Annotated in this window: 13 protein-coding genes; 3 read left to right on the top strand and 10 right to left on the bottom strand. The window is 64.7% G+C overall.

The window, feature by feature from the left end; all coding sequences use genetic code 11:
• Position 1 precedes the first annotated feature (1 nt).
• Positions 2–988 (top strand): zinc-binding dehydrogenase, encoded by a 987-nt coding sequence (locus EJA05_RS13370; RefSeq protein WP_125858596.1) that lies wholly within the window; start codon positions 2–4, stop codon positions 986–988.
• A gap of 29 nt (positions 989–1,017) precedes the next feature.
• Here the strand turns inward: EJA05_RS13370 and EJA05_RS13365 are convergent, their stop codons facing one another.
• The 4 genes from EJA05_RS13365 to EJA05_RS13350 form a co-directional block, all read right to left on the bottom strand.
• On the bottom strand, positions 1,018–1,803 hold the full coding sequence (locus EJA05_RS13365) for an SDR family oxidoreductase (RefSeq protein ID WP_125858595.1): 786 nt from the start codon (positions 1,801–1,803) through the stop codon (positions 1,018–1,020).
• Between the two features lie 82 nt (positions 1,804–1,885).
• The gene (locus EJA05_RS13360) at positions 1,886–3,460 is read right to left on the bottom strand and encodes an aldehyde dehydrogenase (NADP(+)) (protein WP_125858594.1); all 1,575 of its coding nucleotides are present in this window, start codon (positions 3,458–3,460) and stop codon (positions 1,886–1,888) included.
• A gap of 28 nt (positions 3,461–3,488) precedes the next feature.
• Positions 3,489–3,803 carry an NIPSNAP family protein gene (locus EJA05_RS13355; protein ID WP_125858593.1) on the bottom strand — a complete coding sequence of 105 codons (315 nt, stop codon included), beginning with the start codon at positions 3,801–3,803 and terminating at the stop codon, positions 3,489–3,491.
• Positions 3,804–3,840: 37 nt separating this feature from the next.
• A complete protein-coding gene (locus EJA05_RS13350; protein ID WP_125858592.1) occupies positions 3,841–5,004 on the bottom strand; it encodes an iron-containing alcohol dehydrogenase in 1,164 nt (387 codons plus the stop codon).
• 280 nt (positions 5,005–5,284) lie between these two features.
• On the opposite strand from EJA05_RS13350, the gene EJA05_RS13345 reads away from it, so the two are divergent.
• Positions 5,285–6,586, top strand: coding sequence for an MFS transporter (locus tag EJA05_RS13345; protein WP_125858591.1), 1,302 nt, complete (start codon positions 5,285–5,287; stop codon positions 6,584–6,586).
• A 34-nt stretch (positions 6,587–6,620) separates the two neighbouring features.
• Here EJA05_RS13345 and EJA05_RS13340 read toward each other — a convergent pair whose 3' ends face one another.
• The 4 genes from EJA05_RS13340 to EJA05_RS13325 form a co-directional block, all read right to left on the bottom strand.
• The gene (locus tag EJA05_RS13340; RefSeq protein ID WP_125858590.1) at positions 6,621–7,541 is read right to left on the bottom strand and encodes a LysR family transcriptional regulator; all 921 of its coding nucleotides are present in this window, start codon (positions 7,539–7,541) and stop codon (positions 6,621–6,623) included.
• 7 nt (positions 7,542–7,548) lie between these two features.
• On the bottom strand, positions 7,549–8,445 hold the full coding sequence (locus EJA05_RS13335; RefSeq protein ID WP_125858589.1) for a LysR family transcriptional regulator: 897 nt from the start codon (positions 8,443–8,445) through the stop codon (positions 7,549–7,551).
• A gap of 90 nt (positions 8,446–8,535) precedes the next feature.
• Entirely contained in the window at positions 8,536–8,946 is a 411-nt protein-coding gene (locus EJA05_RS13330) for an SRPBCC family protein (protein ID WP_125858588.1), read from the bottom strand.
• A gap of 72 nt (positions 8,947–9,018) precedes the next feature.
• The gene (locus tag EJA05_RS13325) at positions 9,019–10,029 is read right to left on the bottom strand and encodes an aldo/keto reductase (protein WP_125858587.1); all 1,011 of its coding nucleotides are present in this window, start codon (positions 10,027–10,029) and stop codon (positions 9,019–9,021) included.
• 201 nt (positions 10,030–10,230) lie between these two features.
• On the opposite strand from EJA05_RS13325, the gene EJA05_RS13320 reads away from it, so the two are divergent.
• Positions 10,231–10,728: a DUF4019 domain-containing protein gene (locus EJA05_RS13320; protein WP_125858586.1), complete on the top strand. Its 498-nt coding sequence runs from the start codon at positions 10,231–10,233 to the stop codon at positions 10,726–10,728.
• Here the strand turns inward: EJA05_RS13320 and paaX are convergent, their stop codons facing one another.
• Both paaX and paaY read right to left on the bottom strand, forming a co-directional pair.
• Entirely contained in the window at positions 10,729–11,652 is a 924-nt protein-coding gene (gene paaX / locus EJA05_RS13315; protein WP_110993835.1) for a phenylacetic acid degradation operon negative regulatory protein PaaX, read from the bottom strand.
• Between the two features lie 59 nt (positions 11,653–11,711).
• Positions 11,712–12,311, bottom strand: a complete 600-nt coding sequence (gene paaY / locus EJA05_RS13310) for a phenylacetic acid degradation protein PaaY (protein WP_125858585.1) — start codon at positions 12,309–12,311, stop codon at positions 11,712–11,714.
• Between the last annotated feature and the right edge of the window lie 112 nt (positions 12,312–12,423).

Here is a 12,423-nt window from a genome sequence, read left to right as displayed (position 1 = left end):
TATGCGCAACACCTATCGAGCCTGGGGCTGGACCCCGGACGCCGGCCTGGACGGTTTGCAGCTCATCGATAAGCCCCTGCCGCAACCCGGCCCAGGCCAAGTGCTGGTGGCCAACCGCGCCATCGCCCTCAACCCGGTGGACTGGAAAATCTGTGAATGGGGCCATGCCGACTGGCGCCAGGGCACCGTACCGGGCGTGGATGGCGTCGGCATCGTCGCCGCGGTCGGTGAAGGCGTCGACCTGCCACTGGGGACACGCCTCGCCTATCACCAGTCGCTGTCCCGCGATGGCAGCTTCGCCGAGTACTGCCTGCTCGACGCCGATCTGGTGATGCACATTCCGGGCAACCTCGAAGCCACCACCGCCGCCGCTGTGCCTTGCCCCGCGCTGACCGCCTGGCAAGCGCTGGCCAAGGTCGCCAACGGTGCATCCGGCGATGTACTGGTGGTCGGTGCGGGCGGCGCAGTCGGCTTCTACCTCGCCCAGCTCGCCGTGCAGCGCGGTCTGCGGGTGTGGGCCACTGCTGGCGAAAAACATCATGCCCGCCTCAAGCAAATTGGCGTGATCGAGGTATTTGACTATCGCGCCGGCGACTGGCAGGCACGCTTGCAGGCTGTCCTCGGCGAGCGCCCGCTGCACGCGCTGTTCGACACCGTCAGCGGCGTGCATGCCGCAAGCCTGGCCCACCTGTTGGGTTACAACGGCCACCTGGTGTGCATCCAGGACCGCCAGGAAACCGCGCCGCTGGCCGCCTTCAGCACAGCAATCTCACTGCATGAAGTAGCCCTCAACAGCATTCATGCCCATGGCCGGTTGCTCGATCGCCAGGCATTGAAGGTCGCTGGGGAGCGTTTGCTGCAAATGGTCGCCGAGGGTCGGCTACTGGCGCCGGAGCGCCGGGACTTTGCCTTCGAAGCGCTGCCGCAGGCGTTGCGCCAGCTCAAGGACGGCAGCGCGTCCGGCAAGTGGGTGACGCGGCTGGATTGATCGCTTGCCGCGCACCCGGATGCTGTTGCTCAGAAGGTCCCTGGATAGGCCCCGCCATCGATCAGCAGGTTCTGCCCGGTGATATAGCCCCCATGGGCACTGCAGAGGAACGCACAATACGCCCCAAACTCTTCGGCATTGCCGAACCGCGCCGCCGGTATTGCCTGGCGGCGTGCCTGAGTCGTCGCCTGCAGGTCACCGCTGGCCTGGCTCGCAGCCTGCAGGGTCTTGTGCAGGCGTGCCGTGTCGAATGCGCCTGGCAACAAGTTGTTCAAGGTCACATTGCGCCCGGCCAGGCGCTGCTGGCGGGCAAGCCCGGCGATGAAGCCGGTCAGGCCGCTACGTGCGCCATTGGACAGGCCCAGGATGTCGATCGGCGCCTTGACCGCGCCGGAGGTGATGTTCACCACCCGGCCAAAGCCACGCTCTGCCATGCCATCCACAACGGCCTTGATCAGTTCGATGGGCGTTAGCATATTGGCGTCCAGCGCCTTGAGCCAGTCATCCCGGCCCCAGTCACGGAAATCCCCCGGCGGCGGGCCGCCTGCATTGTTGACCAGGATATCGACCTGCGGGCAGGCACTGAGCAGCGCCTGGCGGACCGCAGGCTCGGCCACGTCACCGACGACCGTGCCCACCTCGATTGCCGGGAACCGGCTACGCAGCTCGGCAGCCGTCTGCTCCAGAGTAGTGGCGGTACGCGCATTGATCACCAGGTTGACGCCTTCGCCCGCCAGGGCCTCGGCGCAGCCCTTGCCCAGCCCTTGGCTGGCGGCGCAGACGATCGCCCAGCGGCCTTTGATACCTAGATCCATGATCGGCTCCTTAGTGAATGAATCGCGCATAGGTCACTGGCCCTGTCACAAGGACAGGGCCAGTGAAATTGCCCCGATGGTGCTACAACAGCTCGCGGCTGAACACCCCATCCACCAGGCGGTTGATACCCAATGGGTTGGCATTCTTCAATGCATCGGGCAGCAGTGCGTCGGGCAAGTTCTGGTAGCACACCGGCCGCAGGAAGCGGTCGATGGCCAGAGTACCCACCGAGGTGCCGCGGGCATCCGATGTGGCCGGGTACGGGCCGCCATGAACCATGGCATCACTGACCTCGACCCCAGTCGGGTAACCGTTGACCAGCACCCGTCCGACCTTCTCCTCCAGCCGTGCCAGCAGGTCGCCGGCTTCGAGCAGTTCGGCCGGTTCGGCAATCAAGGTGGCGGTCAGTTGCCCCCGCAGCCCGGCCAAGGCCCGGTGCAGTTCCTCACGGTCAGCTGCTTCCACCACTACAGTGGCGGGGCCGAACACCTCCTCCTGCAACAGCTCGTCACCGTCCAGCAGCAATTGCACATCGGCCTTGAACAATTGCGCGCAAGCCTGAGGGCCGTCATGACTGGTGGCACTCAAGCGCTGAACCTGCGGGTGCGCTGCCAGGGCGCGCAAGCCTGCCGCGTAGCTGGCCAGGGTGCCGGGGTTGAGCATGGTCTGCGCCGGCTGGTCGTCCAATTGCAGGCGCAAGGCCTCGACGAACGCGCTGAATTCGGCTGAGCGCAGGCCAATCACAAGGCCAGGGTTGGTGCAGAACTGCCCTGCCCCTTGCACGACCGACGCGCTCAGCTCGCGGGCGATGGCCTCACCTCGCCGACGCAGCGCCTCGGGCAGCACCAGCACCGGGTTGATGCTGCTCATTTCGGCAAACACCGGGATCGGCTGGGGCCGCGCCGCCGCCAGGTCACACAAGGCCCGGCCGCCCTTGAGCGAACCGGTGAAACCCACTGCCTGGATCGCCGGATGGCGCACCAGGCGCTCGCCCACGCCACTGCCGAAGATCATGTTGAACACACCCGCCGGCATCTGCGTACGACGGGCCGCACGCTCGATGGCATCGGCCACATGCTGGGCCGTGGCCATGTGGCCGCTGTGGGCCTTGACCACCACCGGGCAACCCGCAGCCAGCGCGGCGGCGGTATCGCCGCCGGCGGTGGAGAACGCCAGCGGGAAATTACTGGCCCCGAACACCGCCACCGGGCCTACGCCCAGGCGGCACTGACGCAGGTCCGGGCGCGGCAGCGGCTGGCGCTGGGGCAAGGCGCGGTCGATACGCGCCCCCAGGTAATCGCCCCGGCGCAGCACCTGGGCGAACAAGCGCAACTGCCCGCTGGTGCGCCCGCGCTCACCATTGATACGCGGTGCCGGCAAGGCAGTCTCGCGCCCGACCAGGGCGATGAAGTCACTCCCCAGGGCGTCCAGCTCGTCGGCGATGGCCTCCAGGAAGCACGCCCGCCGCTCCGGCGCCAGGGCGCGGTAAACCGGGTAAGCCGTGGCCGCAGCCTGTGCTGCGGCATCCACTTCCGTGTCAGTGGCCTGGTAGAAGTACCCGGGCAGGCGCTCGCCGCTGTGGGCATCGATGCTGCTCAGCAACACCGCGCCCAGGCCGCTGCGGCGCCCGCCGATGTAGTTGTATCCGTCGGACATGGAAAATTCGCTCGCAAGAAAAACAGGATCACTTGATCGGCGAGAACGCCGCCGGCATCAGCAGTTTGGACTCCATGCGGATCAGCATGGGGAAGGCCTTGGGGATGAAGCGCTCGAGCCAGTCACGGTCCTCGTAGAGCGCGGCGCGGCGACGGATGCGGTCATCCAGGCTTTCATAGGCCCAGATGTGCACCACCTGGTTGAGCTCACCGATCTCGGTGTACCACCAGCCAACCAACGTCGCGTAGCGCGAGATCACCGGCAAACCTTCTTTCTCGAAGTGTTCCAGGTACTCCTTCATCTTGCCGATGTGCAGGGTGTAGGTACGCATTTCATAGAACATGGACAGGGACTCCTGGGCAGGCGTTAGGTAATGGGGTTCAGAGGTTGCCGTGGTAGGCGTCGGTGATCAGTTGCTCGACATCGCGGGCCGTGGTCAGGCGCGGGTTGACCCGCACATTGCCGCTGCGCATGGAGTCGCTGACCATCTGCGCCAGGAACTCCAGGTCCACGCCCAGCTCACGGATGGTCGCGGGGATGCCGATGGCACGGTTCAGTGCCACCACGCGCTCCACCGTGCAGGCCGCAGCCTGCTCCAGGCTCAGGCCGGTGATGTCGGCGCCCATGGCGATGGCGATATCACGGAATCGTTCCGGGCAGGCCGGCAGGTTGAACTTGATCACATAGGGCAGCAGCGCCGCGTTGGCGATACCGTGGGGGATGTTGAACACGCCACCAAAGGTGTGGGAGATGGCGTGCACGTTGCCCAGTTTGGACTGGGAGAACGCCACGCCAGCCAGGAACGAACCCAGCAGCATCTGCTCCCGGGCGGCCATGTCGGTGCCGACGAAGTAGCACTTCTCCAGGCTGCCCGCGATCATGCGGATCGCCTGCAAGGCCATGGCCTGGCTGATCGGGTTGGCCTGGCGCGATACGTAGGACTCGATGGCATGGGTCAATGCGTCCATGCCGGTGGCGGCGGTGATCGAAGCCGGCAGGTTCAGCGTCAGTGCAGGGTCCAGGATGGCCAGGCGCGGGAACAGCCGCGGGCTGATGATCACGGTCTTGAACAACGTCTGCTTGTTGGTGAATACCGTCGAGGCGGTGCACTCGCTGCCGGTGCCAGCGGTGGTCGGGATGGCGAAGATCGGCAGCGGCGGGTTGACCAGTCGGTCGTAGCCTTCGTAGTCGAGGATGCTGCCCGGGTTGGTGGCCATCGCCGCCACGCCCTTGGCGGTATCGATGCTGCTGCCGCCACCCACGCCGATCACCGCCTTGCAATCATGCTCACGCAACAGGCGCACGGCAGCGTCGAGGACGTCGGTGCTGGGGTTGGCCTGCACCGCCGAGAACAGGTGGTAGTCGATGCCGGCCTGCTCCAGGGAGGCGAAGAAACCGCCCAGGATGCCAGCGTCGATCAGGCCCTGGTCGGTCACCACCAGCAAGGCGCCCTGCACATGGGATTTGAGCAGCGCGCCGGCCTGGTTGGCCAAGCCTTCGCCGCACTGGGTGATGGTGGGGAAATGGAACTGGAAGTTGCTCATGAAAGATCCTCAGGCACGTGGAGCCGCGTTGTTCTTGTTGAACCCGCCGTGAGTGGCGGCGAGCCGTGCCTGGGCAATCTAGGGGCGATGCAAACGCGCCAGATAATGAAAAGAGCTGATCCAGGGATAACCAACGCTTATCGATAAGCAGGCGTTATCCCTGGATCAGCTCTTTTCATTACCCAGGGCTTGCCAGCGGCTCCAACAATCGGGGCGCACACGGCCTGCGCACAGGGTGCGCAGGATGTGCCTCCCGATAATCACAAGAATGAGCACTGCGATGAAGACGACCTCCTCCCCGGCTGCCCTGGCGCTGGACGCCAACGCTCCCATGACCACGGTGCGCTGGCGCATCTTCCTGATCCTGTTGCTGCTCACCGCGATCAACTACATCGACCGCGCCTCGCTGTCGGTGGCCCTGCCGCTGATCGCGCCGGAGTTCAACCTGACACCGGCCATGGAGGGGCTGATGCTCAGCGCGTTCTTCTGGTCGTATGCACTGATGCAGATCCCTGGCGGCCTGTTGCTGGACCGCTTCCACACCCGCGGCATCATCGGCGCCGCGACCATCGCCTGGGGCGCCTTCCAGGCCTTGGGCGCGGTCTCGCATCACTGGCTGGTGCTGCTGTTCACGCGTATCGGCCTGGGTGTGGCCGAATCGCCGATCATGCCCGCAGGCGCCAAGCTCAACGGCTCCTGGCTCACCCCGAACGAGCGCGGCCGCGGCGCGGTGCTGGTCGATGGCGGTGCTCCGCTGGGCAGCGCCCTGGGCGCGATTCTCATCTCCGGGCTGATCGCCTGGCTCGGCTCCTGGCGCCTGGCCTTCGTGGTCGCCGGGGTGGGCACCATCCTGGCCGGCATCCTGGCCTGGAAATACATCCGCAACCACCCCAGCGAGCACCCGGGCGTCAACGAAGCCGAACTGCGCCACATCACCGAAGGCAACGCCAGCGCCCATGCCGTGGCCAAGGCCGGCATTCCCCTGCGCGTGCTGCTCAAGGACCGCTCGATCTTCGCCATGTTCGCCGGCTACAGCTGCATCCTCGCGGTGTTCTACGGCCTGCTGACCTGGATGCCCAGCTACCTGCACAAGGCCCACGGCCTGGACATCTCGGCCATGGGCGGAGCGACCTTCCTGATCTTCATGTGCGGTTTCATCGGCGAGCTGGTCGGCGGCTGGATCGGTGACAAGTGGCGCGCCAGCGGCGCCTCGCCGAACCTGGTGATGCGCTCGATGTTCAGCGGCTCGGCACTGGTCGCGGCGGCGTGCATCCTCGCGGCGGCCTTCGTCGCCAGCACCGGCCCGGTTATCACCCTGCTGTGTGTGGCGATGTTCTTCATTCGTTGGTGCGGCATGTACTGGTGCCTGCCGGCGATCATCGGCGGCCCGTCGCGCACCGGCGTGCTGGGCGGGACCATGAACTTCTGCGGCAACATGGCGGGCGTGCTGGTGCCGATCATCATCGGCCTGATCGTGCAGTTCACCGGCGAGTACTTCTTCGCCTTGATCTTCTTCGTGGTCGCGGCGCTGCTGATTGCCCTGTTCTCGAGCCTGATCGACTACCGCGAGCGGCAGTTCTGACGGTGCCTGGGGCCGCTTTGCGGCCCCTCTGCACTCAGGGCGCGAGCAACTCTTCGACCAGCAGTTGCGCCGCATGGGACAGTGGCGAGCCCACCCGGTGTACCACCCCGAACGGCTCGCTCAACGCCCGCAAGCGCACCGCAAGCGACACCAGCAGGCCACGCTGCTCGGCAAAGGCCGCCACCGCGCTGGGAATCACCGCCACCAGGCTCGGGTCTTCCTCCAGCAACATGAAAGTTGCGAAGGTGGACGAAGTCTCCAGCGGATAGCGCGGCACTTCCACGCCAGCCTCGTTCAACTCGCGCTCCAGGGCCTGGCGCATGGGCATGTTGGCCGGGTAGACGATCCACCGGTAGTGGCTCAGGTCGCCGATTTCCAGGGCCTGCGCACTGGCCAACGGGTGCTGCGGGTGGGCCACCACCGCCAGCGGCTCCTGCGCCAACTCCATGAACACGTAGTCGGACGTATTACGCCCAACACCGGGACGGCAGATCGCCAGGTCCAGGCGCCCTTCGTCCAGTTGTTCGAGCAGGTTGGCGCTGGTGTTCTCGGCGATTTCCACCGACAACTGCGCCTGCTTGCGCCGCAACCGTCCCAGCGCCCCCACCAGCATCGGCATGGCCCCCATGATGCTGCCCACCGCCAGGTGCCCGCCCTGCCCCTGCACGATGCCCAGCATCTCGTCGCGCAAATGCCCCAGGTCGCTGTGGATCAACCGCGCATAGCGCACCATGCAGCGCCCGGCGTCGTTGGCCATCAGGCCGCTGGGCTGGCGCACGAACAACGGCACGCCGAGGATCTCCTCGACTTCACGCAATGCCTTGGTCGCACCGGGCTGGGAGATGGCCATGGCCTCGGCGGCCTTGTGCAGCGAGCCGCAGCGATCCAGCTCGATAAGCAGACGCAACTGACGCAAACGCAGTCGGGCGAAAATACTGTCCAGGGAGGGAATCATAGGGTCCTCAGTACTCTGCGCCAGCCAATACGATCTGACGAAACTCGCCTACTATCGGTCGCAGGTCAACACGGTGCCAGGCTGCCCAGAGACCGATGCTTTGCTGTAACCATGGCAACTCGCGCAGCACCACCTCAGGGTTGCTGCCACCGCCAATGCTCTGCTGTATCAGCGCCAAGCCTAACCCCGCGGACACCAGCCCCAGCGCACTCAGCGGTTCGGCGGCCTCCAGCCGGATCTGCGGGGTAAAGCCTGCCTCCACGCAACGGGCCATGAAGCGCTCGCGACGGTTGGGGGTCGCGTGCCCGTCGACCATGATCCAATCCTGCTCGTGAAGGTCGGCAGGGTCGATCTGCGCCTTGTCTGCCAGTGGATGCCCAATGGGTAGCGCGAGATAGAGCGGGTCCTGGAATACCGGTATTGCCAGCAGGTCCAGATCCCCCGCCGGTATCGGCTCGCACACCAGGGCGATATCGAGGCTGCGCTGGCGCAACCCCTCGAATTGCTCTTGAGCCGTCAGGTTGTACAGGGCGATATGGATGCCTGGCCGTTCCTCACGCACCTGGCGCAACGCCTTGGGCAACACCCCAGCATGGATGGCGTGGCTGACGTAGCCGATGCACAGCCCGCCCGTCTCGCCCCGGCCCAATCGGCGGCCGAGTGACTCCAGGCGTTCGGCGTGTTTGAGCAGGGCCTTGGCCTCGTACAGGAAGGTGCGACCGTCGGAGGTGATGCGCAGCCGTTGCTGACTGCGTTCGAACAGCTGCAGCCCCAGGCGCTCCTCAAGCTGGGCAATCTGCCGGCTGAGCGGCGACTGAGAGATGTGCAGTTGCTCCGCCGCCTTGCCCACGTGTTCCAACTCAGCCACGGCGACGAAATAACGGAGTTGTCTGAAGTCCAGCATATGAGTCTTCGAAAACGAGTAAGGCCGTGGAAACACGGCTCGGGGCGGGCTGCTCAGGCTTGGGGCCGCCTTGCGGCCCCAAGCCATCCATCAACCTTTCAGTGCTTGCTTCAGTGCAGCCAGGCCATCCTGGTAGATAGTGGCGAACATCGCGCTCGCTTCGGCATCGCTGATACCGACCGGCACGAACGAGCCGGACCATTCCACACGGGCCCCCTGGCCTACCGAGACCACGCGCAGAGTCGACTGGTAGTCGCGAACCGGTGCCGGGCCTTGAAGGATGGTGTAGCTGTAGCTGCGCCCGGCTTCGTTGAAGTCCAGCAGACGCTCGATGATGGTGTCACCGTCGATGCTCTTGAGCGTGCGCACGCGGCCGCCTTCGCTCAGGGTGCTTTGTGGAATGAACGGCAGCCAGTCGGGCAGTGCGTCGAAGCCGCCGATCAGTTGCCAGACACGGTCGGCATTGATGTCAAGGTCGATGGACGATTGTGCAGTAGCCATGATGTTTCTCCTGGGGTTCAACCCCGATGATGCGTTAAGAACAGGGCCGCGACGCGGCCCCGCAAAGTCAGTTCAAACGGTTGGAACAGGCGCCAGGGCGTTGATCAGGCCTTGTTGACGCAGGTCATTCCAGAACGCGCTGGGGATGACAGCGCTCAGGGCTGCATGGTCTTCGTTGGCGTGCAGCGGACGGGTCGAACCCGGGATTGCTGCGACCACGGCCGGGTGGGCCAGGGCGAACTGCAGGGCGGCGGCCTTGACGTCGACGCCATGGGCACGGGCAACCGCACGAATGCGTTCGAGCTTCTCCAGCACCGCCTGGGTGGCCTTCTGGTATTCGAAGTGCTCGCCACCGGCAGTGACGCCAGAGCTGTATGGCCCGCCGACGACGATGGCAACGCCCTGCTCCACGGCTTGCGGCATGACACGTTGCAGGGCGCGATCGTGATCCAGCAGCGAGTAACGACCGGCGAGCAGGAAACCGTCTGGGCGCGGCTCGTCCAGGTCGAGGGTCAGCTCGATCGGCTCGACCCGGTTCACACCCAGGCCCCACGCCTTGATCACGCCTTCTTCACGCAGGCGGGTGAGGACTCGGAAGGCCCCTTTGCGTGCGGTTTCGAAACGCTCCAGCCACTCGTCACCATAGAAATCCTGGGCGATGTCGTGGATCCAGACGATGTCCAGGCGGTCGGTCTTCAGGCGACGCAGGCTGTCCTCGATGGAGCGCAGGGTGGCGTCGGCGCTGTAGTCGTTGACGATGCGGTTGCGGTTGCCGTGTTCGAACAAGCCGCTCTTCTCGCCCAGCTCACGGCTGGTAGGGTCTTCCAGTTCGTCGAGGATGATCCGGCCGACCTTGGTGCTAAGCACGTATTCGTCACGCGGACGACCGACCAGGGCGTTGCCCAGACGCGATTCGGAGAGGCCGGCACCGTAGAACGGCGCGGTGTCGAAGTAGCGCACACCGTTGTTCCAGGCGGCGTCGACAGTGGCTTGCACCTCGGCCTCTGGCACATTGCGGAACATGTTGCCCAGGGGTGCGGTGCCGAAGCCCAGCGGATTGGCGATAAGGGATTTGAGGTTCATCTGGATTTTCCTGATTAGGGGAGTTGGTTATGAACTCCGATGGCGGCAATCCTATTGCGCCCCTACCAAGATCGTCCAAGTCATAATTCGACAGACTTGAGACCTTTTGAGCAATGTGCTGTGTATGGCCTTGCGGGTGTCCAACGCGCCCGCTTTTCGGTTTAATAGCCCGCTGACCCCCTCTACTCTCGAGGTTTTTGCATGAAGCATGGTGTTTTACTGGTCGGTTTGCTGTTGCTTGCAGGCTGTGATGTCTCCATCAATACAAACGCTCCCGCAACGAATACGTCGGCGGTAGTGCTCTCCCAGCCTGGCTCTGCGCAACAGCAGAAACAGATAGCGGATACGGCGAACGAGTTCCTGCTGTTGCTGGACGCGGGAAGAGCCGACATGACCTGGACGTCGGCAGGCTCGGTACTCAAGGCAGCTACCACCGAGCCAAACTGGGTCAAAGGCATCAGCGGATTACGCATGGGGCTTGGCGAGCTGCAGCAGCGTAATCAATACCAGGTGGCGTTCACCAAACAACTGCCGGATGCGCCGCCTGGTCATTACGCGGCCGTCCAGACCCAATCAACCTTTGCAAACATGACCGTCACCGAGGCCGTGCTGCTCAGCGAAGAAGCTGATCAATGGCGCGTTGTCGGCTACAACATCAGCAAAGCCGTCGAGGTTTCCGCAGGGATTCGGCTGTTCTAGTCAGCTCAACCCACCGAACCTTTGGTAGTAGCTGCTGTTGGCATCCGGCAGCGGCCCGTCCGCGGTCTCCAGCGCCGTGGCAAGGTATTCCTCCGCCCTGCCCTGCACCAGCCGATACAGGTTGCGGCACAGTTGCCGAGCCGCTCGGCCCTCCCAGTCGCCCGGCAACAACTCATCCGGCAGTTGCGGATCGCGCAGCAGCAGGCGGCGGTACTCGTGGATGAGCAAGGTGCGGGCCAGGAAGCAGTCTGCGGCATCGGGCGCCTCCAGCTCTTTCATCGCCTGCCACAAGGGGCGGAACAAGCGAATGAACTCGCTGTAATGCTGCCCGAGTTCATCGATGTTCCAGCTCTCGCGCACCTGGGCGCGCAGGGCCTTGGAGGCCAGCACCTCCTGGGCATGGGTCTCGAACACGATGCTGTCATCCTCGGCGTCCAGCTCACGCAGTGTCGCCGCAAGGTCGGCACGGTCGCTGCGTGGGCAGCCCAGCAGGTTCGGGCCCATGGCGCCGAAACCTTGCCACTCCAGCTCTTCACGCACGGCTTTGCGCTTGGCGGCATCGAGCTGCGACAGCAGCACCAGCGTCCACGCGCCGTTCCAGGCCGGCAGGTTGGCGCTGTAGACGCGTTTGAAGGCTTTCTCGAAACGCCGCCGGCCGGTGCCGGTCAGGCTGTAGTAGCTGCGCCGACCCACCTTCTCGGCGGTCAGCCAGCCTTCCTTGGTCAGGCGAAAGATCGAGGTACGGATCAGCCGCTCATTGATGCCCATCGGCTCCAGCAGGTTGATCAGGCTACCCAGCCAGACCGTGCCGCCATGGGGTTCGATGGCATCGCCATAAAGCGTAATGATCAGCGAGCTGGCGCGAATCGGCGTCTGCTCCTGGAAGCGGGTGATCAGGTGATTCAGGGGGGCAAGGCTGCTCATGAGGGGACGCGGCGCGACTAAAGCCTCGACTATACCTGCCTGCCGTGGCCGTGCAAGGTTCATGCGCCGCCCTCGGCCTTGGGCCGGAAACCTGAATCACCCATGCGCGGGCGCTGCGCCTCTGCTTCGCTCAATGGCGGGCACTCCACCATCGAGGCCATGCAGCGTCGGGTCAGGGCGTGGTACTGGGCAGTGCCGCGTTGCTTCCAGGCCAGCTCTTGGTCGCTGAGCGAGCGCTTGACCTCGGCCGGCGCCCCCACCACCAGGCTCTGCTCCGGGCACTGGAAGCCGGCCTTGACGAAGGCCGTGGCGGCGACGATGCAGCGCGGCGCAATATGCGCCCCATCCATCACCACCGCATTCATCCCCACCAAGGCATCCTCGCCCACCCGGCAACCGTGCAACACCGCGCCGTGGCCGACGTGGCCATTGCGCTCCACCACCGTGTCGCCCCCGGGGAAGCCATGCATCACGCAGGTGTCCTGCAGATTGGCGCCATGCTCCAGGACGATACGCCCGAAATCGCCGCGCAATGAGGCCAGCGGGCCGACATAGCAATCGGGGCCGATGATCACGTCACCGATAAGGACTGCGCTGGGATGGACATAAGCACTGGGATGAACCACAGGGGTCAGGCCGTCGAGGCGGTAGCTGGGCATAGGTTGTTTCTCAATGTGATTCGGATGGCAAGCTGATCTTGTATCACTTCAATTGGTTCAGTCAATTCATCCAGGCGTGTATCGCTTTGATGGCTGCGATTCATTGCCGGCA

The organism is Pseudomonas oryziphila (assembly GCF_003940825.1).
GTDB classification, from domain to species: domain Bacteria; phylum Pseudomonadota; class Gammaproteobacteria; order Pseudomonadales; family Pseudomonadaceae; genus Aquipseudomonas; species Aquipseudomonas sichuanensis.
This window is presented reverse-complemented; position numbering and strand designations above follow the sequence as displayed.

Bases quoted from the DNA above. Each gene is read 5' to 3' on its own strand.
- EJA05_RS13335 (WP_125858589.1), bottom strand. From the start codon at position 8,445: ATGCTGGACTTCAGACAACTCCGTTATTTCGTCGCCGTGGCTGAGTTG.
- EJA05_RS13345 (WP_125858591.1), top strand. From the start codon at position 5,285: ATGAAGACGACCTCCTCCCCGGCTGCCCTGGCGCTGGACGCCAACGCT.
- paaY (WP_125858585.1), bottom strand. From the start codon at position 12,311: ATGCCCAGCTACCGCCTCGACGGCCTGACCCCTGTGGTTCATCCCAGT.
- EJA05_RS13350 (WP_125858592.1), bottom strand. From the start codon at position 5,004: ATGAGCAACTTCCAGTTCCATTTCCCCACCATCACCCAGTGCGGCGAA.
- EJA05_RS13355 (WP_125858593.1), bottom strand. From the start codon at position 3,803: ATGTTCTATGAAATGCGTACCTACACCCTGCACATCGGCAAGATGAAG.
- EJA05_RS13325 (WP_125858587.1), bottom strand. From the start codon at position 10,029: ATGAACCTCAAATCCCTTATCGCCAATCCGCTGGGCTTCGGCACCGCA.
- paaX (WP_110993835.1), bottom strand. From the start codon at position 11,652: ATGAGCAGCCTTGCCCCCCTGAATCACCTGATCACCCGCTTCCAGGAG.
- EJA05_RS13370 (WP_125858596.1), top strand. From the start codon at position 2: ATGCGCAACACCTATCGAGCCTGGGGCTGGACCCCGGACGCCGGCCTG.
- EJA05_RS13360 (WP_125858594.1), bottom strand. From the start codon at position 3,460: ATGTCCGACGGATACAACTACATCGGCGGGCGCCGCAGCGGCCTGGGC.
- EJA05_RS13340 (WP_125858590.1), bottom strand. From the start codon at position 7,541: ATGATTCCCTCCCTGGACAGTATTTTCGCCCGACTGCGTTTGCGTCAG.
- EJA05_RS13330 (WP_125858588.1), bottom strand. From the start codon at position 8,946: ATGGCTACTGCACAATCGTCCATCGACCTTGACATCAATGCCGACCGT.
- EJA05_RS13320 (WP_125858586.1), top strand. From the start codon at position 10,231: ATGAAGCATGGTGTTTTACTGGTCGGTTTGCTGTTGCTTGCAGGCTGT.
- EJA05_RS13365 (WP_125858595.1), bottom strand. From the start codon at position 1,803: ATGGATCTAGGTATCAAAGGCCGCTGGGCGATCGTCTGCGCCGCCAGC.